This is a genomic window from Thalassotalea fusca, assembly GCF_053485835.1.
On the sequence record NZ_JBQRUN010000013.1, the window covers coordinates 62,670 to 87,657 of the forward strand.

The window sequence follows — 24,988 nt, forward strand, 5'->3', positions numbered from 1 at the left end:
TTAGCGATTTTTCTTATAGAAAAACCCTTCGACGCGCAGCGCAATACCGGGTGTAGTTGAGTAGTTTTCTTCTTCGGGAAACTCTAAAAATGGTTCTATTTCAAAAAATAACCACTCTTTGACCGCGTTAAAGCGGTAGCGGTAACTCAGTAAGTATTCATCGACTATAAAACCACGGTCACCATTGCGCTCACCTTGCACCTGAAAAGTCCAAATAGCGGCTGTTTTATTATCTATTTGGTTAAGGTGGTAAAAGCCGTGTTTCCATCTGAGGCCGCTAAAAGATTCAGACCCGCGCACACTATAGTTAATACGAAATTGCGTGGATTCCGACAACTGATAGTCGTACTCGAGCAGCAACTTTGCACCTAATCCATCACCAAGAAAATAGTAAATAGAGGGCTCAAAGGTAAACCCATGGTTTTCTAACCAAGAGTAACGTCGTTTATGGCGTCCGCGTACAAATAGATCGCCGCCAGACAAACCTATCCGTGTTCCGGTATAAATGCCTTCTTCTTGGCGATGTACATAGCGAATGGCCGCAGAAAAGCTATTATCCTGTGTTTCTTTGGAGATGGATTCTAAAGGGAGGTTTTCCTGATTTAAATCGTCGTCATCTGATAAGATTACATCAACTTTATTTTGAAAATAAGGTAGCCTTACTTTGACCCGAAATCGGGTATCAAAATCGTTCCAATCACGTGCTTTGGGACGCCAGCCTAACCTAATTCTAGCGCTGGCTTTGGGTTGCACTTTGGGGTTGGTTTCATCAGTAAAAAAGCTGTCAAACCAAACTGCCGACTGAAATACTGAATCTGATACAGTTTCGTGCAGTGCTTGCATCCAACTATCTTCGTCAAATACTTTTATTTCAGCTGGTTCTTGTTGGTCAGTGTTTTTCCGTGACTGGCGTTCTACCTGCTCAATATCTTGCTTTTGCTCTTGGTAGCAGTGTGCAAGCGACGAACAAAACGCGCCGACGAAAAGTAAACAGCAATTGATAGTTCTTACATACGACGTCAAATGAGAAATTACCTCTTTTTTGATCTGGCACAGGTGCTTTTTCCTGTGAAAACTTTATAATGAATTCTCTTAGATTATAGGAGTTTTTTGATGGGTGGAATAAGTATTTGGCAATTAGTTATCATTGCCGTTATCGTGGTCTTGCTATTTGGCACAAAAAAATTACGTAACATGGGCAGTGACTTAGGCTCGGCGGTAAAAGGATTTAAAAAAGCTGTTTCCGAAGAAGATGCCAATGATAAAAGCTTAGCTGATAAAAGTGAAAACAATCAGGCCGAATCAACCAAAGCGAAAGAGAGCGATTCGACCAAGGGCTAATTTATGTTTGATATTGGCTTTTGGGAATTATTGCTTATCGGTGTAATAGGCTTGGTGGTTTTAGGCCCTGAGCGTTTACCTGTGGCGATTCGAACAGTTAGGCGCTGGGTGAACAACGTGAAGCGATTCAGTGAAGGCGTTAAATCTGAGTTATCAGAGGAGTTACGCATCCAAGAGCTACATAATAACTTACGTAAAGCGGAACAGGCCGATATGAAGAATTTGTCACCTGAGGTTGCTGATTCTGTTCAACAACTAAAAGATGCCGCACAAATGGTTAATCAGCCTTATAAACAATCGACAGATCAATCACCATCAACTCAGCATGAGTCACTTCCTTCTGACTCATCCGATCAACCTAAGCCATGACGAGTAATTCATTGCCTCAGCAATCGCTATTTGACCACCTGTTAGAATTACGATCGAGAATATTGCGTGCGGTATTAGCCGTACTCATCATATTCTGTTCGTTAATTTATTTTGCGCAAGACATATACCAGTACTTGGCTCAGCCGTTACTTGCCACCATGCCTGAAGGAACGCAAATGATCGCAACTGATGTTGCATCACCTTTTTTTGCGCCTTTTAAGTTGACTATGGTGCTGTCGATTTTCCTTGCGATGCCATTTATCTTATTTCAGATCTGGGCATTCATTGCACCGGGTTTGTATCAAAATGAAAAGCGCCTAGTTGCGCCACTGATGGCTGGAAGTACAATACTTTTTTACGGGGGCATTGCCTTCGCGTATTTTGTTGTATTTCCGCTGGCATTTGCGTTTTTCAATTCGGTTGCCCCTGAAGGCGTTACAATTGCGACAGATATCAGCAGTTACCTCAATTTTGTCTTAAAATTGTTTTTTGCCTTTGGCGCTGCATTTGAAATCCCCATAGCTATTATATTAATGTGCTGGACAGGAATGACGACGCCTGCAAGTTTAAGACAAAAAAGGCCCTATATCATTGTGGGCGCATTTGTTGTCGGCATGCTTTTGACTCCACCCGATGTCATTTCGCAAACTTTGCTCGCCCTACCTATGCTGATACTATTTGAACTTGGAGTGATGATCTCCTCGATGTATGTAAAACAAAAGCAAGAAAATATCGATTCTGAGGATGCTAATTAATGAAGCTTAAATTTATAATATGTTCGTTGTTGGTCATGACAAGCAATGCCATGGCAAGTGATGTGGCGAGCCTAACTGAAAAACTGAAGAATTGTGCCACGCTAGTTGAGGATCGTGAACGCCTTGCGTGTTTTGACAATTTAACTCAAGCATTCAAGCCGAAAGTCAAAAAAGTTGAAGCAGTTGCTCAGCAACGAACGGCAAGAACGACAGACGATAAAAAGATCGATACGGCCGTCACACTAGCACCAAAAAGCACTGAGGCGAAGCAACCAGTGCAAGAGCAAGCGCGCAAAGACAGCTTTGGCGAAGAACACTTAGCAAAAACGAAACAACAGCGCGAAGAAGAGCAACAGACGGTTATATTTACGGTAAAAACTGTCGAGAAAAATGCTCATAAACAATTGATTATTACTTTTGAAAACGGACAACAATGGCGACAAACAGACAATGAAAGACTAACACTGAGGCCAGGAACGCAAGTCGAGCTCCAAGTGGGAGCATTCAGTGTAATATATTTAAAGAAAACTGACGCTAGTCGAAAAATAAAAGTTAGACGAGTAAAGTAGAGAGCGACTTGATAGACATTGGTGTTAATCTGACTAACAGTCGCTTTGATAAGGATCGAAACGAGGTTATAGACAGAGCAAAGCAAGCAGGTCTCAGTGCCTTGCTGGTTACTGGTACGAATATTTCGGAAAGCGAGAAAGCGGCTAAATTGTGCCAGACCGATCCGCAATTCTTGTATTCTACTGCGGGCGTACACCCACATGACGCCGATCATGTAAGCACCAATTATTTGTCGGAAATCGAATCACTCGCGAAGCTTGATTGTGTTAAGGCCATTGGTGAATGTGGCCTCGATTTTAATCGTAACTTTTCAGCACCAGAACAGCAGAAAAAAGTATTTGAAGCACAGATAGCTTTGGCCAGTCGCTTAAACATGCCATTGTTTCTCCACCAGCGAGATGCATTTGATACGTGGCTTGCCATGCTAACCCCTCATATCGATAAAGTACCGGCAATGGTTTCTCACTGCTTTACTGCCAATTTATCACAGCTCAAACAGTGTTTAGATGCGGGAATGTATATCGGAATAACCGGTTGGATTTGTGACAACAAGCGAGGTCAGGAACTTCAGGATATTGTTCGATACCTTCCGCTTGATCGACTGATGGTAGAAACAGACGCACCCTACCTAACACCGAAAACTTTGCGACCAAAACCTAAAAGCAGTCGCAACGAACCCAGCTATTTGCCTCATATAGTGGACGTGATTGCCCAGCATGCTGGACATAGTGTTGCAGAAATTACCCAACATTCCGTCGCGAATAGCCGTCGCGTGTTTGGTCTGGACAGCGGGCATGAATAAAACACGCGTTGCACTCACTTCGATACTAAGTATTGTACTGATCTCGCTGATTTCCTATGCCCTACTTTCATTCGATCATCGTCAGGAAACGGGCGATTATTCAAATGCGACGTTTTGGGTCTTAACAAGTGACGATAAGCACACGGAAGCATTCTTGCCAGCTTTCACATCTAAAGACTGGCAACCGCTGAGCGCCAATCAATTTGATATCGTAGAAGGCAAGAACTGGCTGAAAGTGGTTTACGCGGAGTCGCCGGATAACCTGCTGATCAGAAAGTCGATCCATATCCAATGGATGAAAGTGTATTTGCCAGCAAAGGACAGCTTAACCGCTGTGGCAGCACTCGATATTAATGGCCAGTCTGTCTTTCATCTTAAAGATAAATATCGAGACGAAAACGCTTTTGTCGTGGAAATTCAATCGAAGGGGCGTACCCGAGTTAGTGCGCATTTATTGTCTAATGAATCGTTATTGAAATCATTAAGTCGTTTGCAGTTAGAGCGGGGATTTGCCATTGGTGGCTTAGTTGCATTAGCAGTCACTATGTTTTGTGTCTATGTAGCTAACGGTAACCGCATTATCTTGTTGCTGGTGGGGTATTTGTTCGCCAGAGCATGTTTATTGTCAGTGTTGTTAGGGTTTAATCTGTACTACTGGTTTCCTAATCTACCCGGACTTCAGGGTATCGAAGTACCGATATTGGTCTCATTATCCGCGGTCTTGCTGATGTGGTTTTGCAGTGTGTTATTCAAAACACGCAATAATATGCCGCGACTGCATCAGATATTCAAATCGATCAGTTGGGTATGTTTAATTTATTTGCCCATCAGCATGTTATTGCCGCTAGATACTAATCTCATTATCGTCAAAGCGGTCATTATAGCAACGGGGGGCGTACTGGTCTTTTTGGCTTATCTCTTGGTACAGGCCAAACATAGGCTGGCGAATTTGTTTGCGGTAGTCATTGGTTTACAGTTTGTATTTAACGTGCTGATTATTGCAACAAGTACTTGGTATGAATTTAATGCCAATGTCTATACCGCTGCCTACTGGTTGAATGCTTTCTTGATAACCTTCTTATTGAGTCGACAGTATAACTTTCAAATACAAGACAAACATGCCGCACAAAAACTGGCGCTAGAGAACGAGCGCCTGACGAGAAAAGCACAAGATGAACTTCTCGCATTACAACAGGAAACACAGGACCAATTGGCCAGTAGTGTCCAGGAACGTACGATAGAGCTCAATATTGCTTTGCAAGAGCTGGAAGAAGCCAACCGAGAGTTGCAGAAAAAGAATACCTTGGATGCGCTTACGGGTTTATACAATCGTCGTTACTATGATCAGAAATTAATCGCTGAATTTCGTCGTAGCCGTCGCAACCGTACACCATTGAGCCTTATTGTAATTGATGTCGATTATTTTAAATCGATCAATGATAATTTTGGCCATCAAGTAGGCGATGCATGCTTGGTGCAGTTAGCCACAATGATTAAACAATGTATTCGCCGTAGTAGCGATATTGGCTGTCGCTATGGTGGTGAAGAGTTTTGCCTAATATTGCCTGAAACAGAGCCTGAAGGTGCTGTTGCGCTGGCTGAAGAGTTACGTCTTGCCGTGGCAGATCAGGCCTTAGTGGTGCATGAACAGAAGATTCCTTTTACGATCAGTTGCGGCATCACTACGTGTTTACATTATACAGATAATGAGCCAAGTGTTTTGTTTGCCGCAGCAGATAAGGCACTCTATCAAGCCAAGGCAAATGGTAGAAATCAAGTTATATATCAAGAGTTAACAGAGAAGGAGCAATAGGCAATGACGAGTAAATTTGGCCAGTTTCCCGCAAGACGTATGCGCCGCATGCGCCGTGACACATTTTCCCGCGCACTGATGGCAGAAAATCAATTAACAGTAAATGATCTTATTTACCCTGTGTTTGTACTCGAAGGCGAGAATCAACGAGAAGCTGTTGCTTCTATGCCAGGTGTGGAACGTAAGAGCATCGATTTATTGTTAGACGAAGCTGAAGAACTCGTTGCTTTAGGGATACCTGCCATTGCGATTTTTCCAGTGACCCCCGAAGCTAAAAAATCCTTGATGGCCGAAGAAGCTTATAATCCAGACGGTTTGGCACAACGTACTGTGCGAGCTCTTAAAGCGAAATTCCCAGATCTTGGCGTTATTACTGATGTAGCTTTAGACCCATTTACAACACATGGTCAGGACGGCATTATCGGTGAAGAAGGAAAAGATGAAGGCTATGTTTTGAATGACATCACTAAAGACATTCTGGTTAAACAAGCCTTGTCACATGCCGCTGCTGGCGCTGATGTAGTCGCCCCGTCGGATATGATGGATGGTCGCGTTGGCGCTATTCGTGAAGCATTGGAGCAACATGGTAATGTGAATACTCGTATCATGGCTTATTCAGCCAAGTATGCTTCTAATTATTACGGTCCTTTCAGAGATGCTGTTGGCTCGGCCAGCAATATCAAAGGAGGTAACAAATATTCGTATCAAATGGATCCAGCGAATAGCGATGAGGCGCTCCATGAAATTGCACAAGACATTCATGAAGGGGCTGATATGGTGATGGTGAAACCGGGCATGCCGTATTTAGATATTGTACGCCGAGTTAAAGACAATTTTGAAGTACCAACGTTTGCTTATCAGGTCAGCGGTGAGTATGCGATGCACATGGCCGCGATTCAAAATGGCTGGCTAGCTGAACAGCCATGTATTATGGAAGGGTTACTCGCGTTTAAACGTGCAGGCGCTGATGGCATTTTAACGTATTTTGCTAAGCAAGCGGCACGGTGGATGAAGGAAGGCTAAATGCGTCATTTAGCAACGAAAGACATGGCAGCGCTACATAGCGCTGTTTTACTTTTTGCCCTATCGGGTTTGTTCGGTAAATGGCTAACATTACCCGCATTTTATATCGTTGCGGGGCGAGCGTGCTTTGCTGCGGTCGTTATTTTGGTGCTGTTGAAACTTACTCGTCAACTCAGGTTCAACTATTCCGCTAAGCAATATGGGGCGTTTGCGCTGACAGGTGCCTTACTCGCGGCACACTGGACGAGTTTTTTTTACGCCATTCAAGTGTCAACAGTCACGATAGGTTTGATTACTTTTGCCTGCTTTCCCTTGATGGTGAGCCTCATTGAACCTTGGTTGTTAAAGGAGCGTTTTCGCTGGCAAATGATCGCGCAAGCCATTCTGGTGCTTTTTGGTATTGCGTTAGTCATGCCGACAACCGATGTACCTTCTGGCTATCAGCTAGGGTTGGCAACAGGATTATTGTCTGCACTTACCTTTGCGTTGTTAACCATCGTCAATCGCTATTTAGTTAATCAGCATAGTGCTCATGCGATTGCAGGGTGGCAAAATGGATTTGCGGCATTGTGGTTGATGCCGTTCGTTGTGCTGTTTCCTGTGGAAATTTCTGCCGAGCAACTCACTTATCTAGCGATTCTTGGTATTGTTTTTACCGCATTATCCCATTCGCTGTTTAATTATGCGCTGAAATCAATCACTGCGCACATGGCAAGCATTGCAGTATCGCTAGAGCCCATCTACGGCATTTTGGCAGCGATTATCTTACTTGACGAACGGATTACGGTACTTATGGTTCTAGGTGGTGTCTTAGTGATACTCGCTAATATTTGGGCGCTTAAACCCATCAAGCAGCTGAACTGATCGTTAATGTTTGCCCGATAGCGACTAAAAATCGACTCTCTTGGTGTAATTCGTCAGTAATTAGCGGGTGTGCTTGCAACCAGGCGTCTGGTAGCGTGATGGTAATGTTATCGCCTTTAACAGTGACAGAGTATGACGGCAAGACATCATCTTTACGTCGGCGGCACAAGATCACTGCTAACCGTAAAATAACCAGAAGGCGTTCAGCACTTTTTTGTGTTGTTGCGCTCTGTTGTGCCAACAGTTTTGGCGCAATGTCGCCTTTATAAAGTGATACTAAAGCAATCAATAATTGTCTGTCAGCTTGATCAAAGCCGGGCAAATCCGCATGTTGAAATATGTATGCACCGTGTTTCTGGTGATGCTTAAATTCAAGTAATAAACCGACTTCACATAATTGAGTGGCCGCTTTCAGTAATTCAAAATCACGCTGGTCAATAGCCCAGGGTTTTTTCGCCTGCTGATAGATGCTCGTTACTTGATCTAATACGCGCTCTGCATGAAGCGTGTCGATATGAAATTTGCGTATCAAACCGTTTATTGTTCGAGAGCGAATAGCTAATTCATGGCTGTCTGGTAACATTTCATAGAGTAAGCCTTCTCTTAGCGCACCGCTCGATAGCTGCAGTTGCTCAATGGCGAAACACTCAAATAACGCCTTGAGAATGGCTAAGCCACTGACTAAAACTGGGAGGCGTTCACTGCCTAATCCGGCGATTTGGATGTCATCAAAATTAGCGAATGCAAGTACTTGCTGACATGTTTCGTCAAGAAATTCGCTGCTTATTACGAGCGGCTTGCCTTGATACATGAGTAATTCCGCCAGCGCTTGCATGGTACCAGAACCACCAAGCACAGATTTCCAGCCAAAGGATTGGTAACTACTAACCAATGGCATGATTTCACTCTTAGCCGCCGCTAACGCTTGTTCAAAAGCTAGCTGGCTGATTGTACCATTGCGAAAGAAACGGTTATTAAACGTGACACAACCGATATTGAGACTATTCACGACATGGATGTGATAGTCACTGCCTACTATCATCTCTGTACTTGCACCACCTATGTCTAATACCAGACGGTCTTTATGGCTGCAATTGGTATGTGCCACACCTAAGTAAATATTTCTAGCTTCATCTTCACCACTGAGTACATTAATGGAATGTCCTAATACTTGGTTAGCCTGTGCCAAAAAGTCATCGCGATTAGTGGCCAATCGTACCGTGGCGGTAGCGACGATACGAATATTTTGGCGGGGAATATCCTGTAAGCGCTCAGCAAAAAAGCTCAGACACTCTAACCCCCGCGCAATTGCCTGCTCGCTCAATCGATTATGCTCATCTAAGCCGGACGCAAGCCTGACCTTGCGCTTAACCTTATCAACAACCTGTACACTGTCCGCCAACTGACGAGTAATCAACATATGAAAGCTATTAGAGCCTAAGTCAATAACAGCATACAACGGCGAGTTTGCGCATTCAGTGTAACTAGTCATGATTTACTTAACTTCGCGGGTGACGATTTCCACCAGACTTACTGCGATTCTGTCCGCGATTGTGAGGGCGATGACGTCGCTGTTTGGGTTTAGGTTTCGGTAAATCTGTGAGTAGCGCGTCGTGGTCATAGTTACTTACAGGTAAAGTATGTTCGATGTATTCCTCAATAGCGGGCAAGTTAAAGACATACTCTTCACAAGCTAAACTAATTGCGTGTCCAGTGGCTCCAGCGCGGCCAGTGCGGCCAATACGATGCACGTAATCTTCACAATCATCGGGTAAGTCATAGTTAAACACATGCGTAACTAATGGAATATGCAAGCCACGGGCTGCGACATCGGTTGCTACTAAGATATCTAGTTGGCCACTGGTAAACTGTTCCAAAATACGCAGGCGTTTTTTCTGTGGCACGTCGCCCGTTAGTAGACCAACACGAATTTTGTCTGCCTCTAAATGCGCATAAATGTTCTCGCAGCTGTGCTTAGTATTGGCGAAAACAATGGCTTTATCAGGCCACTCTTCTTCGATGAGCGTTTGTAGCAACGTCATTTTGTCTTCGTTAGACGGATAGAATAACTCTTCACTAATACGAACATTGGTTTTTTGTTCTGGTTCAACTTCAACGTTTTCAGGCTCGTTCATGTGCTCAAAGGCTAACTCTTTCACTCGGAAAGAGAGTGTGGCTGAGAACAGCATATTTAACCGTGCTTTTGGTTCCGGCATGCGTCTGAACATGTAGCGGATATCTTTGATAAAGCCAAGATCAAACATGCGATCGGCTTCGTCTAATACAACCACTTCAATCTCGTTAAGCGTGTAGACACCTTGCTTATAATAGTCGATGAGTCGTCCACACGTACCGATAAGAATGTCAACGCCATTAGCGAGCTCTTCTCTTTGCGATTCATAGCCTTCGCCACCATAAACTACGCCTAATCGTAGTCCGGTTGATTTAGCCATTGCTGCAGCGTCGCGGTGAATTTGAATTGCTAGCTCACGAGTTGGCGCCATAATGATGGCACGCGGCTGGTTGTGAGAAGACGTTTCTTTTTGCAATAAATGATGAAATGTTGCGGCCAAAAAGGCGATGGTTTTACCCTCACCGGTTTGCGCCTGACCTGCGATGTCTTTGCCTTGGAGTAAAACGGGAAGTGACTTCGCTTGAATATTCGTGCAGTTATGGAACCCCATGTTATCAAGCCCTGCGACGACTTGTGGAGCCAGATTAAGATCTTTGAACTTAATATCTGTTAAATGTGTTTTTTTCATACGGCTAAGCTTAACAGTTTCTACCGCTAATAAACATCGGATAATTGGCATAATATCAATCTTGTCATGCAATTGCCTACTGTTATCAACCATATTTGCTGGCATTATGCGTCCATTATTTGCCTCTTTATATTGGCGATTTATTAATTAACTATTTGTTATGTTTTGTGTTTTTCATTGCCTCTACAGTGCAAAAACACTAAGCGCTTTTTGTGGTAGGTAAAATTTAAACGAATTTTGTGGAATTGCTAGGCAATCTTTCTATATCAGTGCAGATATCGTTATATAACTAATATTGGTAATTCCATTTGTTGTGGGTATAATCAGAACTAGTTTGGCAAATAGCCATAAATAACGGAGAAAGAAATGAGCGATAAAATTGTTCAGTTAACAGACGACAGCTTTGAAGCTGATGTAATTAATGCATCAGGCTTAGTATTGGTCGACTTTTGGGCTGAATGGTGTGGTCCATGTAAAATGATTGCGCCGCTATTAAGTGATATTGCTGAAGAATATGCAGGCCAAGTCACTGTTGCAAAACTTAACATAGATCAAAATGATGGCACGCCTCCTAAATACGGAATTCGTGGTATCCCGACTTTATTATTATTCAAAGACGGCAACGTAGTTGATACTAAAGTTGGTGCATTATCTAAAACTCAATTGAAAGAGTTCCTAGATAACAATTTATAAAAAGAATAAGGGTTCACAAGTGTTGAACCCTTATTTTTTAGATTGTTTCTATACGCCGGCTTTACGTATGGAAAATTAAATGCTAAGTTTAAAACTCAATCGAAAAATAAACATTTCAAAAACCACACTCTAATCGTTCAACATTGCCATTTAGGCACTCAAAACAACGTAAAATAGTTTAAGAACCTTCACTATGAATCTTACTGAACTTAAAGAAAAATCTATTAGCGAGCTAATTAAACTCGCAGAATCAATGAAACTAGAGCATTTGGCTCGAAACCGTAAACAAGACATTATTTTCGCAATCTTAAAAGCACATGCTAAAAGTGGTGAAGATATATTTGGCGGTGGTGTACTCGAAATCCTACAAGACGGTTTTGGCTTCTTACGTTCAGCAGACTCTTCATACTTAGCTGGTCCAGATGATATTTATGTATCGCCGAGTCAAATTAGACGTTTTAGCTTACGAACTGGTGATACGATCCAAGGTAAGATTCGTCCTCCTAAAGACGGCGAACGTTATTTTGCGCTGTTAAAAGTGAATGAAGTTAACTCCGACAAGCCTGAAAATTCACGTAACAAGATCTTATTTGAGAACTTAACACCGATTCACGCCAATGAGCGTGTGACGATGGAACGTGGTAACGGCTCAACCGAAGACATTACGGCACGTGTACTCGATTTAGCTTCACCTATTGGTAAAGGCCAGCGTGGTTTGATTGTTGCGCCACCAAAAGCGGGTAAAACACTTTTACTACAAAACATTGCGCAAAGTATTGCTCATAACCATCCTGAGTGTGAGTTGATGGTATTGCTTATCGACGAACGTCCAGAAGAAGTTACGGAAATGCAGCGCTTAGTTAAAGGTGAAGTAGTTGCTTCAACGTTTGATGAACCAGCTAACCGTCACGTACAAGTAGCTGAAATGGTTATTGAAAAAGCGAAGCGTTTAGTAGAGCACAAGAAAGATGTGGTGATTTTACTCGACTCAATCACCCGTTTAGCGCGCGCGTACAACACCGTTATCCCTTCATCGGGTAAAATCCTTACTGGTGGTGTCGACGCTAATGCCCTTCACCGTCCAAAGCGTTTCTTTGGTGCAGCACGTAACATCGAAGAAGGTGGCAGCTTAACCATTATCGCAACCGCGTTGATTGAAACCGGCTCGAAGATGGATGAAGTTATCTACGAAGAATTTAAAGGTACAGGTAACATGGAATTACACCTGTCTCGTAAGATTGCTGAAAAACGCGTATTCCCTGCTATTCACTTTAACCGCAGTGGCACGCGTCGTGAAGAATTGCTGACTAAGGCAGACGAACTACAGAAAATGTGGATTCTACGCAAAATTGTCCATGAAATGGGTGAAATCGATGCAATGGAATTCATGATCGACAAACTGGCTATGACCAAAACCAATGATGAATTTTTCGACTCAATGAAGCGTAAATAAGCCGCTATATAGTTGAATAATTAATTTAAAAAACGCTGACCTTGGTCAGCGTTTTTTGTTAACGACGTATTGGTTCCGTTATGAAGGTAGAAGTTAATATTACTCCACACGCTATAAAAAAATTATAGCTTGAGAACTCTCTTGCCATTAATTTGAACGGTACTTTCGGGTTTTCGTCGGCATTTGGCGGGTTATTGTCGTAACAATAAACGTCAATAGATAGTATTCTCTGAATAGATAACTATTTATTGCGCAAAATGATGGAATATGAAATGAAAATATCAGCAGCTACAGTTAGGCGATTACGATCGGAACGCGGATGGTCACAAGAGCAGGTAGCCATAGCTTCAGGATTGAGTGTTAGAACAATCCAGCGTGTTGAAGCAGAAGGTATTGCGTCAATGGCGACAGCTGTATGCCTTGCTGCAACGTTTGAAGTTGCATTGGTAGATATTCAAAATGCACCCAGTGAATCAGCGTACATCTCATTTGTCATGAATTATGGCTGGTTATTTCTCTGTTTGGTAATAACGACTATTGCTGTCATTAATGAAACATTACGATTTCCTGATAGCCCGTTAACAGAAGCATTTGCCTCAATAAATCTACTGTTAGCGGTTGTAGGTACATTACTGGTAGTCCCTTCTGTCCCCTTGATTATTAAAGAACGCCAATACGCAGGAACTTTACTGGCGGTGATTGGAACCCCTTTGTTCACAATATTTGTAGTCGGTGGATTTATAGCAATCGCACGTGGACAGTTCATCAATTTTCCGCTCATCGCGTTTGGAGTTGGTGGAGCTGCACTGGTAATAATGGCGATCATTGAGATAAATCGCCGCGCAACTCCTTCTCAAGTTTCATAAGAAACGCAAGTTAATCATTCGATAATTAGCCTATTACACTTTCTTATACACGCCATCAAACACCGTACTCCATGTCTTGCCATTGTCTTTGCTGGATTGCCAGAACTGGCGAACGGTGCCATCTTTGTTGGGGGTCCATGTGATGCGGTTGAGTGTATTATTGGCGCCCTTACCCTGTAGTATCATTTGATGACCCACAAGGTTACCTTGCAATTGCAGTAAATTGCCTTGGCTGTCTGTCCACGATTGATGCCACTGATTTGTTGTCCGATCATATATATTCAGGCTCTTGCCGAGATAACCCGATGGCGTTGAATATTCTTCAAGAACAGTACAACCGTTGTTGATACTTGAAATTTTATTGTGTCGAACAATATCGTCAGTTGAAGTGGTTACTTGCCACTCGCCCAGCCAAAAATCAAAAGCCCGATAAGGGGCCGTATCACAGCTTGCTTGTGCTACATGGCTTGTTACTAGTAGTAATACGCCAAATATTAATTGATAGTACACGCTGATCTCCTTGTTCTGTTATTTGTTATTAGCAATGTGAGATTGTGTTCAATTTTTATTATTTACCTAGTCGAGTATAACGACAATCTGGCTATTTTATAGTACCATCTCGCCCCAGATCTTTTACGAATAGCTAAGTGGCAATGTTTAATGCGCCATTAAACTATTTAATACGCACAGGAATTTAATTGTTTCTCTATGAAATATAGCGACTTACGGGACTTTCTCGAACAGCTTGAAAAAGAAGGTGAGCTCAAACGCATTAGCCAGCCGATATCAACCGATCTGATGATGACAGAGATCAGTGATCGTACCTTGCGTGCCAAAGGGCCAGCGTTATTGTTCGAAAACCCTGTTGGCTATGATATTCCTGTGTTAACCAATTTATTTGGTACACCAAAGCGCGTGGCGCTGGCCATGGGACAAACCGATGTAAATGCGCTTAGAGACGTCGGTAAGCTTCTGGCGATGTTGAAAGAGCCTGAACCACCAAAAGGTTTTAAAGACGCATTGGATAAATTGCCGGTATTTAAGCAAGTGCTAAACATGCCAGCGAAAGTTGTCAAAAAAGCGGCCTGCCAACAAAAAGTATTGACGGGTGATGAAGTTGACCTAACAAAATTACCGATTCAAAAATGCTGGCCGGGTGACGTAGCGCCATTAATTACGTGGGGGTTAACGGTTACCAAAGGACCACATAAAGAACGTCAGAATTTGGGTATTTACCGCCAGCAGTTACTTGGTCCAAATAAAGTGATCATGCGCTGGTTGTCTCATCGAGGTGGTGCACTGGATTTTCTCGAGTGGAAAAAAGCGCATCCGGGTGAAAAATTCCCGGTATCGGTTGCTTTAGGTGCTGATCCTGCGACTATTCTAGGGGCAGTTACACCTGTACCAGATACTTTGTCTGAATATGCCTTTGCCGGACTGCTACGCGGCAGTAAAACGGAAGTGGTTAATTGTTTAAGCAATGACTTAACTGTCCCCGCTTCCGCTGAAATCGTATTAGAAGGCTATATTGACCCTGAAGAAATGGCACCAGAAGGGCCTTATGGTGATCATACGGGTTATTACAATGAAGTCGATGATTTTCCTGTATTTACCGTAACGCATATGACCATGCGTGATAAGCCGATTTACCATAGCACGTACACTGGTCGTCCACCAGATGAACCCGCAATTCTCGGTGTGGCATTGAATGAAGTGTTTGTACCGATTTTGCAAAAGCAATTCCCCGAGATTCAGGACTTTTATTTGCCGCCTGAAGGGTGTTCGTATCGATTGGCCGTAGTGACCATCAAGAAACAATATCCGGGTCATGCAAAACGTGTGATGTTGGGCGTATGGTCTTTCTTGCGTCAGTTCATGTATACCAAGTTTGTGATCGTGTGTGATGATGACGTAAACGCGCGAGATTGGCAGGATGTCATTTGGGCGATGACCACACGTATGGATCCAAGCCGCGATACAACCATGATCGAAAACACGCCAATCGATTATCTTGATTTTGCCTCGCCAGTATCAGGGTTAGGCTCTAAAATGGGAATGGACGCCACCAACAAATGGCCGGGCGAAACGGATCGCGAATGGGGAGTGCCCATTGTAATGGATCAAGCGGTGATAGATGAAGTAGACGCTATTTGGGATGAACTAAACATTCTTAAATAACTCCAATAACATATCGCTAAGTGGTTACTTGGCGATGAAAAATATTAACTAGCAGGTTTAACAAAGTAATGAGTGTAGTGAATTGTCAGGTAAAATCGATTGAGAAACTAACCGCGTTTGTTTATAAGATTTTACTTTCGCCAGACGTAAAGGTGGATTTTTTACCTGGACAGTATCTTAATTTCATCATGAGCGATGAAGATAAGCGCCCGTTTTCTATTGCCAGCGCACCACAAAGTGATTTGATTGAATTGCAAATTGGCGCTTTTGGTGAAGACAGCTATGCAATGCAAGTAATTGATAAAATTAAGAGTAGTGATACGGTGCAGGTTGAAATGGCGTTTGGTCTGGCACAGTTAAGAGAAGACAGCGATCGCCCATTATTACTCGTTGCTGGTGGCACAGGCTTTTCTTACATCAAATCTATTTTTGAACACTTAGTAAACACCCAATCTCAACGTCCTGTAACTGTATATTGGGGACTTAGAGAGCCACAAGCGTGTTATGAAATTGATAAAACGACTAAAACGATTGGCTTATTAAGTAGTGGTAGTTTTCACCCAGTTGTCGAGTTTCCTGATGAGCAATGGCACGGCAAAACTGGCATGGTACATCAGGTGGTGATGGCCGATATTGACGACCTATCACCGTACGATATCTATTTAGCTGGTCGTTTCGACATGATTGGTGCTGTACGCGATGACTTTGTTGAAAAAGGTGCTGATGTTGACCGCATGTTTGCCGATGCGTTTGCTTATATTTAAGTTTTTATCGGTTTAATAGATTAGGCAGTCTTGGACTGCCTTTTTTGTTTAGCTTCCTGTTATCTAATCAACTCACATTTACCGCCTTTACCGTGCTTATCTATGTTTTTTTGACATTCTTCCAGTGCGCTTTTATTGGCTCTGCGCTTGGAACTATACCCTTCAGAGTAGCCATAAAACTCCCTGCCATCGGTAGATTGCCCGAGGGCAAATGACTTGTTGTTTTTTCTCGTTTCAAACTCTTTAAGCGCTAAATCGGTTTGATGGTGATATGTCTTTTGGTTGCATAAATTTGAATCAGGTTCTCTTTCACAGAATGTCGGAGTTGATTGACAACCTGCTAATAATGCAATCGAAAGTAATCCAAGATATTTCATTGATAGTCCTTTAACGAATGAGGATAAAAATAAATAGGGTCAAAATAAATACGGGCAGACACATTAACATAGCTGGTTTACAACTCTGGTTCTACCAAATCTATGCTATGCGCTGTCGCGTAATTGTCGTCTTTAAGACAATCTAAAACTACTTTTTGTGAAGGAGGCTTAACCCGATTTCTACATGTTACATTTTGCGCTTTCATACCAAATTTTGATTTGTAGATGGCGACGATTTTATCAAATCGAAGCTGCTCTTCCTTTGACGCTGCATTATATAGTTTATTGTACAGATCTACCCATTTTATATGGCCAGACTCCGCTGCAACACCTAGCCATCCCATCCCAATCAAAGTAGACTGTTTGACATGCTGACCCTTTAGGAACATAAACGCTAGTGCGTACTGTGATTCTTTATATCCCCATGCAGCCAATTCACTCAGCTTTTCGAATGCTTCCTTATAATTGCCTCTTTGATATTCAATGATTCCCCATCTTTCGCGCTGAGCCATAAAATTCTTTTCTTGTGCAATATTACTTGCGTGAATATTTAAGCTGATTAGCGAAATCAGGATTATTTTTTTCAGCATGGCTATTTCCTAATGATTACTCAACCCATTTAGCAGATTTATTGCCTTCTGGGAGATAAGTTTTTCCTTCACGCGCAAATCCATATATTTCTACACGTTTTTGTAAATGTTGTAATGCATTTTTAGCATTGGATATAGCTTCGGCCTCAAACCAAATTACCTCTTGTCCATTTGCTTTGGGTTGTGCGACCACAAATGGAATAAGTAAGTCGCCTTACTCCACATCTGAAACACTCAATGCAGCGTGAGTAAAAACGTAACCTGCAATCAACACAATACCATCAGGAATGGACGGATATTGATATAATTGCAGTCAGTGTTACACACTAATTAGATTTAGACTCTAGCGTGCTTAAACGCTCTTCAAGTTCAATCACTCTTAATTCAAGCTCATTGGTTTTGGATTGACCAAATATGTTGGCGAGTAGGTCGTCAAGGCCAGTCATTGAAAATAAAATATTAAGTGCCAAACCGATAAAAATCGCCCAGACAATTAAATCACTAGCATCCATTATTATCTCCCTATATTTATATTAAATTTTGAAGCTGTCTATGATAGAAAAAGTGTGTTGCAATGTCTGTAATTTTTATAAAAGACACACAATTAATAGCGCAGGTAAAAATGTAAAACCATCCAGAAATATTGAAAATGATGACTCCAAGTCTGCTTGTTCTTGTGCCGATTTTGTTGACCACCAAGTAGAAAATAATTGTTTCATAATGAATTTCCTTTCAAGAGATTTTACTAACTAGTCAGCAACTTCATTAATTTATTACACAAAAAGAAAATTATTTTGTATTCCACAATTTAAACAGGGTCAGATACACAATAATCCAACCTTAAATCGTTCTCTATTAAATCACTGTGCTTTTGACGTTTTAACCATCGTACTATGCTTGGTATTTCAAACTGGCGCGGTGGCACGCAGCCAGTAGTTTGGTGAATTCATCTGGCGTCAAATGCACGCTGTTGAATGGAATAAATAGGTGGTAACCGTAGGCTTGTTTTAGCGCGTCGACTTGGTATAAGAATGCGGCTTTAGGGCCTTTAATTGTTTGTCCTTTGAATTGGTAAGGTTCGAAATTAATGGTGGCTTGTTCCATGGTCATTAAGCCTGATTGCACTGCGGCAATTAACAGCCCACGTTGTTCATGAATCAAACGGTTGGCGAGACGCAGTGATATAGTGTTGATGAGTTCATCAAGGTCATTTAGTTGTATGCCGAAGTACGGAAATTCTCGATGGTCTAATCCTTGTAACACGCGAATTCTATCGGTTCTTCTAATAGCGCTCCAAGGAAGTTGCCAGTGGCCGTAACGGTGATGGTAGTAGATGGTGGCAGGCGTAAGTGTTAAGCTTTCTTTAGGTTCTAGCTTTTTCATTAGCCCAATAAATATTGTGACAATGCTGACCATGATGATGAATATCATGACCAAATGGGCTTGTTGCCAGTAAATACTCGCTAGCCAAGTGCTAATTGATAACAAAGTAACGCCAATGAGAATGGTCACATTGGCATGATAGCTGGTACGCGCCCTGATGATAATTGTATGGTTATCTGGGTCAGGCACCTTATTGGGCGAGGTGTTGTTCACGATAATGTGTTAACCAAATTTGATTGGCGTGCTCGTGCTTATTGAGTTGTGTGAGTACTTGAGCAAACGCGCAAATATCAGCTTCGTCATAGGCTTGTTCTGGTAACTTCATTAAGCTGTTGAACGCTTTTTCAGCCATGTCCCATTGCTGACTGTTGTAGGCCAAATGTGCCAGGAAGCTTAACCACTTCGCACTTTGTGGTTGTTTTTGTAAGTGCTTTTGTACTAAAGGCAGCAGCTTATTGGTGTGCGAAATAGGTAAATGACGTAAGCGCTTTAATAATCCGTCTTCGGTATCTTTTTTCAGTAATGGCGCAATCAGGTCTTCAAGCTCGGAGGATAAATTGTTTTCTGCCAGTACTAACATGTAAGCGTATGCTACTTCGTCGCGTTGTTTAATCTTGCGTGCTAAATTATTCCAATACTGGTGCAACTGCTTGCTGTCGTGTTCTTTCAATTGTTGCGTGAAAGCACCGTAAAATGCGTCTTTTTCCCAAACAGTGATCTGTTGGTCGGCTATCTCTTTATTTTTTCGTGCAAGATTAAGCATTTCTACTGCGTGTAAATAGCGATTTTCTTTAAGACTCAATGCAATTTCTAAGCGTAGTAAACGAGCGTCATGACCGATGTGTTTGTGATAGTCATCCAGCAATTTACGGGCGGCAATATAATCTTGTTGTTGAAAATATAAGGTAATGGCTACAACGATGGTGTCGATGCTTAGGGCTTTTTTCTCGGTCGTTTCCAGCGCAAGTTCACTTAGGTAGTGTTTGATGTTTTCAGGCAATGCCAGTTGGTTACATGCACTAGCCGCAAGTAAATAGCTTGCTTGGCTAAGTTCTTGATGCCCTGCTGCTTTTACTAGCAAGTGCTCCGCTTGTTTGTAGTCGTTCAATACATATGCGGCAACGCCTTTATTAAAGTCACGTTGTGCTTTTCTGCGTCCAGCAAACACCACTTTATGCCAAGTGCCTTTGCCAAAGCGCATACCTCCGCCAATGATGCGAAGCGATATCAGTAGCCCTAAAAACAGCACGATTAAACCAATGATTGCGGTGACAACAGTAGATTCAACGGTGGTGTTGCCCATGGCAATGAGAACATAGCCTTTTTCGTTAATCAGTAACGGTGCGACAGCGACAGCGATTAAAAAGATGATGAATAACAGCACTAACCTTTTCATGCTTGTGCTCCATCCGGATTGTTGTCGGAATCTGTCGTTGTTTGTGCATCGCTTGCTGAAGAAGCTTCTTGAGATTGCTGTTGTTCATTGTTGGGAAGCGATTGCTCATCAATTGGCGGATTCACTTCGCTCTCTATTTCGCCTTTAGGTTCAGCATCAGCAGGTATATCTTGTTCAGCCTTACCTTGTGGTAACTCTATCGCTGCAGGTGAATCTGACGGGGCGCTCGTGTCATAAGTTGAATTTGCCTGACTAAGTGCTCGAATAGCGTCGAGTGATTTTAGCTCGCTCGGCAAATCGACAGTAATGGTGACTTGTTGTAGTTGTGCAATACGGGCTAGAAACGCGTTAACTTGTGGTGACTCTAGGTCAAAATATTCATGGAGCCAGTCGTTAATATCGCGCAAACTCGCTTGATACAAAGCGCTATGTTGCTTAGCCAAAGCAAATTGTACTTGTTGTAATTTAAGCGCCAGATTCTCTTTTAAGTTTTGCTGAAATTGTGGCGACATCAGCGGCTCAACGGTACCGGTTCTGCGTCTCACCGTAATAAAGTGCTCTTTAACTTTTTCCCACGTTTTAGCTAAGTTTTCGCGCCAGTCAGCGATATCTTCTGATAGTTCTAAGGAAACTTCAGGTTCTGCACTTTCAGGAATTTTCGCCATGCTAATAGGCAGCAGAGGTACTTGTTGAGCTAGCGCCATCACTGAAAGCACCGTATCTTCGGTACTTAATTGTGGTACCAACGAAAGCGCTTCAATATCTTGATGAATGAGTTTACGCACGGCTAAATATTGCGGATCATTGAGTTCTTGCAGTCTTTGGTTAGCGTCTTTTAGCAGTGCAATGGCCGCTCGTGTGTCTTGCTCTAACCACATGGCGCGCCCTGCAACTCGTATTAAATATTCAGCTTCCTGAATAATCCATTCGCCAGGCTTACGGCTTTCAAGTCGGGCAATTTTCTGGGTAAGCTGTTCGATGGTTTGTGCTAGTTGTATCTGGGACTCTTCAAGTTGCGCATTGAGTTCAGTGCTAGCGAGTAGTTGTTGATTAACACTTGTCGTTTGCTCATTGAGTTGACGCGTTAATTGCGCCATGGCACTGTTGACTTGAGAGACTATTTGCTGATTAGCACGTTGCGTTTGCTGTGCTTGTTGTTGCATCTGCCACCAGTAATGTGCGCCTGAACCACCTACAGCCACCAATGATATAAAAATAGCAAAACCTGCTAACAGTCTGCCAGATTTAGCTGGTGCTGGTTGTGCTGTTGAACGCGAGGTGCGTGATGTTTTCTTGCGGGTATCAGATTGTGAGGCTACGGATGGCTTCGCTGAAGTCGGTGTTGCATCAGAAGTTGATTCAACTGGTGAAGCGTCTGAGGAGATATCCGTGTTTTTTTCTTCTGTCATGTGTTTAATCCAATTTTGCGAATGGCCGATATAATCGCTTCGTCACTGGCACCTTGTGCATTAATGATTTGGTGGAACCCGAGCGTCTTCGCCGTGTGAGCAATACGTTCACTCGCCACCACTAACATGGCGTTGTTTTCCCAGTAATTATCGGCACGTTTAAGCAAGTTTACAACATATTTCAATATGTTGTTACTGGTGATTATGAAGCAATTCACGCCACTTTGTTGCCAAGTGTGTGCAATATCGTGTGGTAAATCTAGCCAAACGCGTTGGTAACTTTCCCAATAAGTCACCTGAGCGCCTTGGGTTTTCAATTGAGTTGCCAAACATTCTCTGCCGCCATCTCCGCGCACAATAAGCACTTCTTTGTTGATAATATTCGTTGCCTGCAAGCACGTTAGTGCGAGTAACCCTTCGGTATCGTGGCGTTCGGGACTGATGGCTTCAATTCCCTGCTCTGCTAATGCCTGCCGCGTTGCATTGCCAACCGCTAACACAAGCGTGTGGCGCTTGTTATTGGTAAGTGAGGTGAATTTGCCAGCGGCAGCACAGTAATTTACTGCTGCCGCGCTTATAAAAACGACGACGTCATATTCTGCCAACTCGCGTGACAGTGATGCATTAGATGCCTGATAGCAAAATACGGGCTGGCAAATGGTATTAACATTTGCCTGATTCAACTGCTGCGCTAATCGTTGGTCGTATGGGTGCGGCCGTGTGATTAGCGCTGTGAGTTTATTTTTCGCCATATACTTGCTGTAAAATTTGGTCAGCGCCTTTGTCTAATAATTTTTGGGCGAGTTGTTGGCCTAATTCTTCTACATGATCAACTGAGCCGCGAATTTCATCGGTAAGTAACTTGCTGCCATCGGTGGCACCTACTAAACCGCGCAGATAAATTTGAGGCTGTTGTTCGTTTTCGCTTTCAATGGTGGCATAGCTACCAATCGGCACCTGACAACCACCTTCCAGTGCTCGGTTCATTGCTCGCTCAGCCAATACTCTGATGCGGGTTTGTTCACAGGCTAATGGCGCAAGTAACGACTTGATAGTTTCGTCATTGGTACGGCATTCAATACCTACTGCGCCCTGCCCGTTGGCTGGCAACATAGTTTCAGGTGCAATAAATTCTTTAATACGCTCTGGCATTTCTAAACGAATGAGACCTGCCGCAGCCAAAATAATGGCGTCATACAGACCGTCATCAAGCTTCTTCAAGCGCGTGTTAACGTTACCACGCAAATCTCGTACATCGAGATCTGGTCGCATTGCTTTGATCTGGCATTGTCTACGTAAGCTTGACGTACCTACTATGGCACCGTGCGGCAAATCGGCCAAGCTACCAATGGTATTAGAGACAAAGGCATCGCGAGGGTCTTCACGCGGGCAAATCACTTCAAGGCCTAAGCCGTCAGGAAACTCAACGGGCACGTCTTTCATTGAGTGAACTGCGATATCGGCACGCCCTTCTAACATTGCCACTTCGAGCTCTTTAACAAACAAGCCCTTACCACCTACTTTAGCCAGCGGTGTATCAAGAATAACGTCTCCTTTGGTGGTCATTGGGACGAGAGTCACTTCAATATTTGGATGAAAATGTTCTAGCTGAGCCTTTACGTATTCGGCTTGCCATAAGGCTAAGGCACTTTTTCGTGTAGCGATGCGCACTGTCGGTGTGGTCATGTTGTGATCCTGATTGGTTATTCGGCGGCTAAGGTTACGTCTTGTTCAGCTTGCTTGGTTACTGCGGCTGAAAGGAATTGCCAAAATTCATCACCACCGCGCTTATCAATCCATTGCTCGTCTTGACATTGGAAGTGATGGCCGTTGAACTTTGTTGCGACCCAAATTTCATGTAAAGGCGCTTGTTTATTGATGATAATTTTACTGCCATTTTTAAATGCCAGTGTTAGCAAGCCCCCTGCACCCTCATAATCAATATCAACGCCACAATCTTCGATAGCATCTTCAACCGCTAGTAGAAGTTCGTCGGCCAATAAATTGTATTGTGTGTCGTTCATTTATTCATCCTTATCAGAAAAACTGGGGAATTAACTTAGTTTCGCTTGCATTTAATAGTCATGGGATTATAAAACGTCTATCATGGGAAAAAAATCGAATTAATCAAATAATGCGTAAACAATTTTATTATCTACTCACTTCTTTTGTCGCACTTTTGCTTTTTTCTGGCTGTGGTACTAAAGGTCCATTGTATGAAACGCCACCAACACCTGAGCAAAAACAACAAGTAGAAGCATTGAAAACAGAATCGGCTAGCAAAAAGGATTAACGGTGGATTACTTCAATCGTCAAGGCGATACTTTATTCGCAGAGCAATGCAGTGTACAACAACTGGCGCAACATTACGGTACACCACTCTATGTATATTCTCGCGCAACGATAGAGCGTCATTGGCATGCGTTTGATCAAGCGGCAGGCAATGTCGACCATCTTATTTGCTATGCGGTAAAAGCCAATAGCAATCTAGCGGTATTGAATGTAATGGCACGCCTAGGCTCAGGCTTTGACATCGTTTCAAAAGGCGAGTTGGCGCGTGTGATTGAAGCTGGTGGTTCACCTCAAAAGGTAGTGTTTTCAGGTGTAGGCAAAAAGAAAGACGAAATTGAATTTGCTTTAGCGCAGGATATTTATTGTTTTAATGTAGAGTCTGCTGCGGAACTGGAACGCATTCAGCAAGTGGCCGAGTCAATGGGGAAGGTCGCGCCGATTTCATTACGCGTGAACCCCGATGTAGATGCTGGCACACATCCTTATATTTCAACTGGCTTAAAAGAAAATAAATTTGGTATTAGCATTGATGATGCATTGGGGTTGTATCAACGTGCTGCAACTATGTCGCATCTTGCTATCAAAGGCATAGATTGTCATATTGGCTCCCAATTAACCGAGCTTTCGCCATTTCTTGATGCGCTTGATCGTGTATTGGTTTTGGTCGATAAATTAGCTGATTTGGGCATTCATCTAAGTCATTTAGACGTGGGTGGTGGCTTGGGCGTATGTTACGATCAGGAAACGCCACCACACCCGAAAGAATATGCAAAAGCTATCGCAGAAAAAATGATTGGCCGAGACTTAACATTGATTTATGAGCCCGGTCGCGCGATTATGGCAAATGCGGGCATTTTGGTGACCGAAGTAGAATTGCTCAAGCACAATCAAGGACGCGATTTTGCAATTGTTGATGGCGCTATGAACGACCTTATCAGGCCATCGCTTTACCAGGCATGGCAAAACATCATTCCCGTGGTAGAACGTACGGATTTACCCACTAAAATTTATGACATTGTTGGCCCTGTTTGTGAAACAGGGGACTTCTTAGGAAAAGAGCGTCAACTAGCCATTGGCGCTGGTGATTTACTCGCGGTACGCTCAGCGGGAGCATATGGTTTTACCATGAGTTCAAATTATAATAGTCGGCCGAGAGCCGCTGAGGTGATGGTAGATGGTGAAAATCACCACCTCGTGCGCGAGCGTGAAACAATACAATCGCTTTGGCAGGGAGAAACGCTACTGCCAGCATAGCAGCCTATAGCTTGTTTGGAGATAGTGAGAGAAT

At 43.0% G+C, this 24,988-nt stretch carries 29 protein-coding genes; 15 read left to right on the forward strand and 14 right to left on the reverse strand.

The window, feature by feature from the left end; translation table 11 throughout:
* Positions 1 to 1,023 carry a hypothetical protein gene (locus tag ACSLUK_RS14950; RefSeq protein WP_448549474.1) on the reverse strand — a complete coding sequence of 341 codons (1,023 nt, stop codon included), beginning with the start codon at positions 1,021 to 1,023 and terminating at the stop codon, positions 1 to 3.
* Positions 1,024 to 1,113: 90 nt separating this feature from the next.
* Here ACSLUK_RS14950 and tatA point away from each other — a divergent pair, with 90 nt between their 5' ends.
* From tatA to ACSLUK_RS14990, 8 genes are read left to right on the forward strand one after another with little or no spacing between them, the layout of a single operon-like run.
* Positions 1,114 to 1,341: a Sec-independent protein translocase subunit TatA gene (gene tatA, locus ACSLUK_RS14955; protein ID WP_448549475.1), complete on the forward strand. Its 228-nt coding sequence runs from the start codon at positions 1,114 to 1,116 to the stop codon at positions 1,339 to 1,341.
* Between the two features lie 3 nt (positions 1,342 to 1,344).
* Positions 1,345 to 1,710 (forward strand): Sec-independent protein translocase protein TatB, encoded by a 366-nt coding sequence (gene tatB / locus ACSLUK_RS14960; protein WP_448549476.1) that lies wholly within the window; start codon positions 1,345 to 1,347, stop codon positions 1,708 to 1,710.
* Positions 1,707 to 2,465, forward strand: coding sequence for a twin-arginine translocase subunit TatC (gene tatC, locus ACSLUK_RS14965; protein ID WP_448549477.1), 759 nt, complete (start codon positions 1,707 to 1,709; stop codon positions 2,463 to 2,465). The genes tatB and tatC overlap by 4 nt, the downstream gene beginning before the upstream one ends.
* Positions 2,465 to 3,034: a hypothetical protein gene (locus tag ACSLUK_RS14970; protein WP_448549478.1), complete on the forward strand. Its 570-nt coding sequence runs from the start codon at positions 2,465 to 2,467 to the stop codon at positions 3,032 to 3,034. Before tatC ends, ACSLUK_RS14970 begins: the two co-directional genes overlap by 1 nt.
* Before the next feature lie 8 nt (positions 3,035 to 3,042).
* Complete coding sequence (locus ACSLUK_RS14975) at positions 3,043 to 3,837, forward strand: TatD family hydrolase (protein ID WP_448549479.1); 795 nt, start codon at positions 3,043 to 3,045, stop codon at positions 3,835 to 3,837.
* Complete coding sequence (locus ACSLUK_RS14980) at positions 3,830 to 5,650, forward strand: sensor domain-containing diguanylate cyclase (protein ID WP_448549480.1); 1,821 nt, start codon at positions 3,830 to 3,832, stop codon at positions 5,648 to 5,650. Before ACSLUK_RS14975 ends, ACSLUK_RS14980 begins: the two co-directional genes overlap by 8 nt.
* A 3-nt stretch (positions 5,651 to 5,653) precedes the next feature.
* Positions 5,654 to 6,673 carry a porphobilinogen synthase gene (gene hemB, locus ACSLUK_RS14985; protein ID WP_448549481.1) on the forward strand — a complete coding sequence of 340 codons (1,020 nt, stop codon included), beginning with the start codon at positions 5,654 to 5,656 and terminating at the stop codon, positions 6,671 to 6,673.
* Positions 6,674 to 7,537 carry a DMT family transporter gene (locus tag ACSLUK_RS14990; RefSeq protein ID WP_448549482.1) on the forward strand — a complete coding sequence of 288 codons (864 nt, stop codon included), beginning with the start codon at positions 6,674 to 6,676 and terminating at the stop codon, positions 7,535 to 7,537.
* On the opposite strand, the gene ACSLUK_RS14995 is transcribed toward ACSLUK_RS14990, so the two are convergent.
* Both ACSLUK_RS14995 and rhlB read right to left on the reverse strand, forming a co-directional pair.
* Positions 7,521 to 9,029, reverse strand: a complete 1,509-nt coding sequence (locus ACSLUK_RS14995) for a Ppx/GppA phosphatase family protein (RefSeq protein WP_448549483.1) — start codon at positions 9,027 to 9,029, stop codon at positions 7,521 to 7,523. The genes ACSLUK_RS14990 and ACSLUK_RS14995 overlap by 17 nt on opposite strands.
* Positions 9,030 to 9,036: 7 nt before the next feature.
* Positions 9,037 to 10,299, reverse strand: a complete 1,263-nt coding sequence (rhlB, locus tag ACSLUK_RS15000) for an ATP-dependent RNA helicase RhlB (protein ID WP_448549516.1) — start codon at positions 10,297 to 10,299, stop codon at positions 9,037 to 9,039.
* 366 nt (positions 10,300 to 10,665) lie between these two features.
* On the opposite strand from rhlB, the gene trxA reads away from it, so the two are divergent.
* From trxA to ACSLUK_RS15015, 3 genes are all read left to right on the forward strand, one after another.
* Positions 10,666 to 10,992 carry a thioredoxin TrxA gene (gene trxA, locus ACSLUK_RS15005; protein ID WP_448549484.1) on the forward strand — a complete coding sequence of 109 codons (327 nt, stop codon included), beginning with the start codon at positions 10,666 to 10,668 and terminating at the stop codon, positions 10,990 to 10,992.
* Between the two features lie 193 nt (positions 10,993 to 11,185).
* Positions 11,186 to 12,445, forward strand: a complete 1,260-nt coding sequence (gene rho, locus ACSLUK_RS15010; protein ID WP_448549485.1) for a transcription termination factor Rho — start codon at positions 11,186 to 11,188, stop codon at positions 12,443 to 12,445.
* 272 nt (positions 12,446 to 12,717) lie between these two features.
* Positions 12,718 to 13,311 carry a helix-turn-helix transcriptional regulator gene (locus ACSLUK_RS15015; protein ID WP_448549486.1) on the forward strand — a complete coding sequence of 198 codons (594 nt, stop codon included), beginning with the start codon at positions 12,718 to 12,720 and terminating at the stop codon, positions 13,309 to 13,311.
* Positions 13,312 to 13,344: 33 nt separating this feature from the next.
* Here ACSLUK_RS15015 and ACSLUK_RS15020 read toward each other — a convergent pair whose 3' ends face one another.
* Positions 13,345 to 13,821 (reverse strand): hypothetical protein, encoded by a 477-nt coding sequence (locus ACSLUK_RS15020; protein WP_448549487.1) that lies wholly within the window; start codon positions 13,819 to 13,821, stop codon positions 13,345 to 13,347.
* A 198-nt stretch (positions 13,822 to 14,019) separates the two neighbouring features.
* Here ACSLUK_RS15020 and ubiD point away from each other — a divergent pair, with 198 nt between their 5' ends.
* Together ubiD and fre are read left to right on the forward strand one after the other, a co-directional pair.
* Positions 14,020 to 15,489: a 4-hydroxy-3-polyprenylbenzoate decarboxylase gene (gene ubiD, locus ACSLUK_RS15025; protein ID WP_448549488.1), complete on the forward strand. Its 1,470-nt coding sequence runs from the start codon at positions 14,020 to 14,022 to the stop codon at positions 15,487 to 15,489.
* A gap of 68 nt (positions 15,490 to 15,557) precedes the next feature.
* A complete protein-coding gene (gene fre, locus ACSLUK_RS15030) occupies positions 15,558 to 16,253 on the forward strand; it encodes an NAD(P)H-flavin reductase (RefSeq protein ID WP_448549489.1) in 696 nt (231 codons plus the stop codon).
* A gap of 59 nt (positions 16,254 to 16,312) precedes the next feature.
* On the opposite strand, the gene ACSLUK_RS15035 is transcribed toward fre, so the two are convergent.
* The 10 genes from ACSLUK_RS15035 to cyaY all read right to left on the reverse strand — a co-directional run bounded on the left by ACSLUK_RS15035 (position 16,313) and on the right by cyaY (position 23,432).
* The gene (locus ACSLUK_RS15035) at positions 16,313 to 16,630 is read right to left on the reverse strand and encodes a hypothetical protein (protein WP_448549490.1); all 318 of its coding nucleotides are present in this window, start codon (positions 16,628 to 16,630) and stop codon (positions 16,313 to 16,315) included.
* A gap of 77 nt (positions 16,631 to 16,707) precedes the next feature.
* On the reverse strand, positions 16,708 to 17,220 hold the full coding sequence (locus tag ACSLUK_RS15040; protein WP_448549491.1) for an SEL1-like repeat protein: 513 nt from the start codon (positions 17,218 to 17,220) through the stop codon (positions 16,708 to 16,710).
* Positions 17,221 to 17,546: 326 nt separating this feature from the next.
* On the reverse strand, positions 17,547 to 17,732 hold the full coding sequence (locus tag ACSLUK_RS15045) for a hypothetical protein (RefSeq protein WP_448549492.1): 186 nt from the start codon (positions 17,730 to 17,732) through the stop codon (positions 17,547 to 17,549).
* Positions 17,733 to 17,807: 75 nt separating this feature from the next.
* Complete coding sequence (locus ACSLUK_RS15050; protein ID WP_448549493.1) at positions 17,808 to 17,939, reverse strand: hypothetical protein; 132 nt, start codon at positions 17,937 to 17,939, stop codon at positions 17,808 to 17,810.
* Positions 17,940 to 18,111: 172 nt separating this feature from the next.
* Positions 18,112 to 18,816: a DUF2982 domain-containing protein gene (locus ACSLUK_RS15055; RefSeq protein WP_448549494.1), complete on the reverse strand. Its 705-nt coding sequence runs from the start codon at positions 18,814 to 18,816 to the stop codon at positions 18,112 to 18,114.
* Positions 18,794 to 19,999, reverse strand: a complete 1,206-nt coding sequence (locus ACSLUK_RS15060) for a heme biosynthesis HemY N-terminal domain-containing protein (protein ID WP_448549495.1) — start codon at positions 19,997 to 19,999, stop codon at positions 18,794 to 18,796. Before ACSLUK_RS15060 ends, ACSLUK_RS15055 begins: the two co-directional genes overlap by 23 nt.
* Positions 19,996 to 21,408, reverse strand: a complete 1,413-nt coding sequence (locus ACSLUK_RS15065; RefSeq protein ID WP_448549496.1) for a uroporphyrinogen-III C-methyltransferase — start codon at positions 21,406 to 21,408, stop codon at positions 19,996 to 19,998. Before ACSLUK_RS15065 ends, ACSLUK_RS15060 begins: the two co-directional genes overlap by 4 nt.
* Entirely contained in the window at positions 21,405 to 22,160 is a 756-nt protein-coding gene (locus tag ACSLUK_RS15070) for a uroporphyrinogen-III synthase (protein WP_448549497.1), read from the reverse strand. The genes ACSLUK_RS15065 and ACSLUK_RS15070 overlap by 4 nt, the downstream gene beginning before the upstream one ends.
* Complete coding sequence (hemC, locus tag ACSLUK_RS15075) at positions 22,147 to 23,094, reverse strand: hydroxymethylbilane synthase (protein WP_448549498.1); 948 nt, start codon at positions 23,092 to 23,094, stop codon at positions 22,147 to 22,149. The genes ACSLUK_RS15070 and hemC overlap by 14 nt, the downstream gene beginning before the upstream one ends.
* 17 nt (positions 23,095 to 23,111) lie before the next feature.
* A complete protein-coding gene (cyaY, locus tag ACSLUK_RS15080; RefSeq protein WP_448549499.1) occupies positions 23,112 to 23,432 on the reverse strand; it encodes an iron donor protein CyaY in 321 nt (106 codons plus the stop codon).
* A 110-nt stretch (positions 23,433 to 23,542) separates the two neighbouring features.
* Here cyaY and lptM point away from each other — a divergent pair, with 110 nt between their 5' ends.
* A complete protein-coding gene (gene lptM, locus ACSLUK_RS15085; protein ID WP_448549500.1) occupies positions 23,543 to 23,701 on the forward strand; it encodes an LPS translocon maturation chaperone LptM in 159 nt (52 codons plus the stop codon).
* Between the two features lie 2 nt (positions 23,702 to 23,703).
* A complete protein-coding gene (lysA, locus tag ACSLUK_RS15090; RefSeq protein WP_448549501.1) occupies positions 23,704 to 24,954 on the forward strand; it encodes a diaminopimelate decarboxylase in 1,251 nt (416 codons plus the stop codon).
* Positions 24,955 to 24,988 lie beyond the last annotated feature (34 nt).

Coding starts and splice junctions, on each gene's coding strand:
- ubiD (WP_448549488.1), top strand. CDS start 14,020: ATGAAATATAGCGACTTACGGGACTTTCTCGAACAGCTTGAAAAAGAA.
- tatB (WP_448549476.1), top strand. CDS start 1,345: ATGTTTGATATTGGCTTTTGGGAATTATTGCTTATCGGTGTAATAGGC.
- cyaY (WP_448549499.1), bottom strand. CDS start 23,432: ATGAACGACACACAATACAATTTATTGGCCGACGAACTTCTACTAGCG.
- fre (WP_448549489.1), top strand. CDS start 15,558: ATGAGTGTAGTGAATTGTCAGGTAAAATCGATTGAGAAACTAACCGCG.
- trxA (WP_448549484.1), top strand. CDS start 10,666: ATGAGCGATAAAATTGTTCAGTTAACAGACGACAGCTTTGAAGCTGAT.
- hemC (WP_448549498.1), bottom strand. CDS start 23,094: ATGACCACACCGACAGTGCGCATCGCTACACGAAAAAGTGCCTTAGCC.
- ACSLUK_RS15015 (WP_448549486.1), top strand. CDS start 12,718: ATGAAAATATCAGCAGCTACAGTTAGGCGATTACGATCGGAACGCGGA.
- ACSLUK_RS15050 (WP_448549493.1), bottom strand. CDS start 17,939: ATGAAACAATTATTTTCTACTTGGTGGTCAACAAAATCGGCACAAGAA.
- ACSLUK_RS15070 (WP_448549497.1), bottom strand. CDS start 22,160: ATGGCGAAAAATAAACTCACAGCGCTAATCACACGGCCGCACCCATAC.
- tatA (WP_448549475.1), top strand. CDS start 1,114: ATGGGTGGAATAAGTATTTGGCAATTAGTTATCATTGCCGTTATCGTG.
- ACSLUK_RS15060 (WP_448549495.1), bottom strand. CDS start 19,999: ATGAAAAGGTTAGTGCTGTTATTCATCATCTTTTTAATCGCTGTCGCT.
- ACSLUK_RS15035 (WP_448549490.1), bottom strand. CDS start 16,630: ATGAAATATCTTGGATTACTTTCGATTGCATTATTAGCAGGTTGTCAA.
- lptM (WP_448549500.1), top strand. CDS start 23,543: ATGCGTAAACAATTTTATTATCTACTCACTTCTTTTGTCGCACTTTTG.
- ACSLUK_RS14995 (WP_448549483.1), bottom strand. CDS start 9,029: ATGACTAGTTACACTGAATGCGCAAACTCGCCGTTGTATGCTGTTATT.
- ACSLUK_RS14990 (WP_448549482.1), top strand. CDS start 6,674: ATGCGTCATTTAGCAACGAAAGACATGGCAGCGCTACATAGCGCTGTT.
- tatC (WP_448549477.1), top strand. CDS start 1,707: ATGACGAGTAATTCATTGCCTCAGCAATCGCTATTTGACCACCTGTTA.
- hemB (WP_448549481.1), top strand. CDS start 5,654: ATGACGAGTAAATTTGGCCAGTTTCCCGCAAGACGTATGCGCCGCATG.
- ACSLUK_RS14970 (WP_448549478.1), top strand. CDS start 2,465: ATGAAGCTTAAATTTATAATATGTTCGTTGTTGGTCATGACAAGCAAT.
- rho (WP_448549485.1), top strand. CDS start 11,186: ATGAATCTTACTGAACTTAAAGAAAAATCTATTAGCGAGCTAATTAAA.
- rhlB (WP_448549516.1), bottom strand. CDS start 10,299: ATGAAAAAAACACATTTAACAGATATTAAGTTCAAAGATCTTAATCTG.
- ACSLUK_RS15040 (WP_448549491.1), bottom strand. CDS start 17,220: ATGCTGAAAAAAATAATCCTGATTTCGCTAATCAGCTTAAATATTCAC.
- ACSLUK_RS15045 (WP_448549492.1), bottom strand. CDS start 17,732: ATGGATGCTAGTGATTTAATTGTCTGGGCGATTTTTATCGGTTTGGCA.
- ACSLUK_RS15065 (WP_448549496.1), bottom strand. CDS start 21,408: ATGACAGAAGAAAAAAACACGGATATCTCCTCAGACGCTTCACCAGTT.
- ACSLUK_RS14980 (WP_448549480.1), top strand. CDS start 3,830: ATGAATAAAACACGCGTTGCACTCACTTCGATACTAAGTATTGTACTG.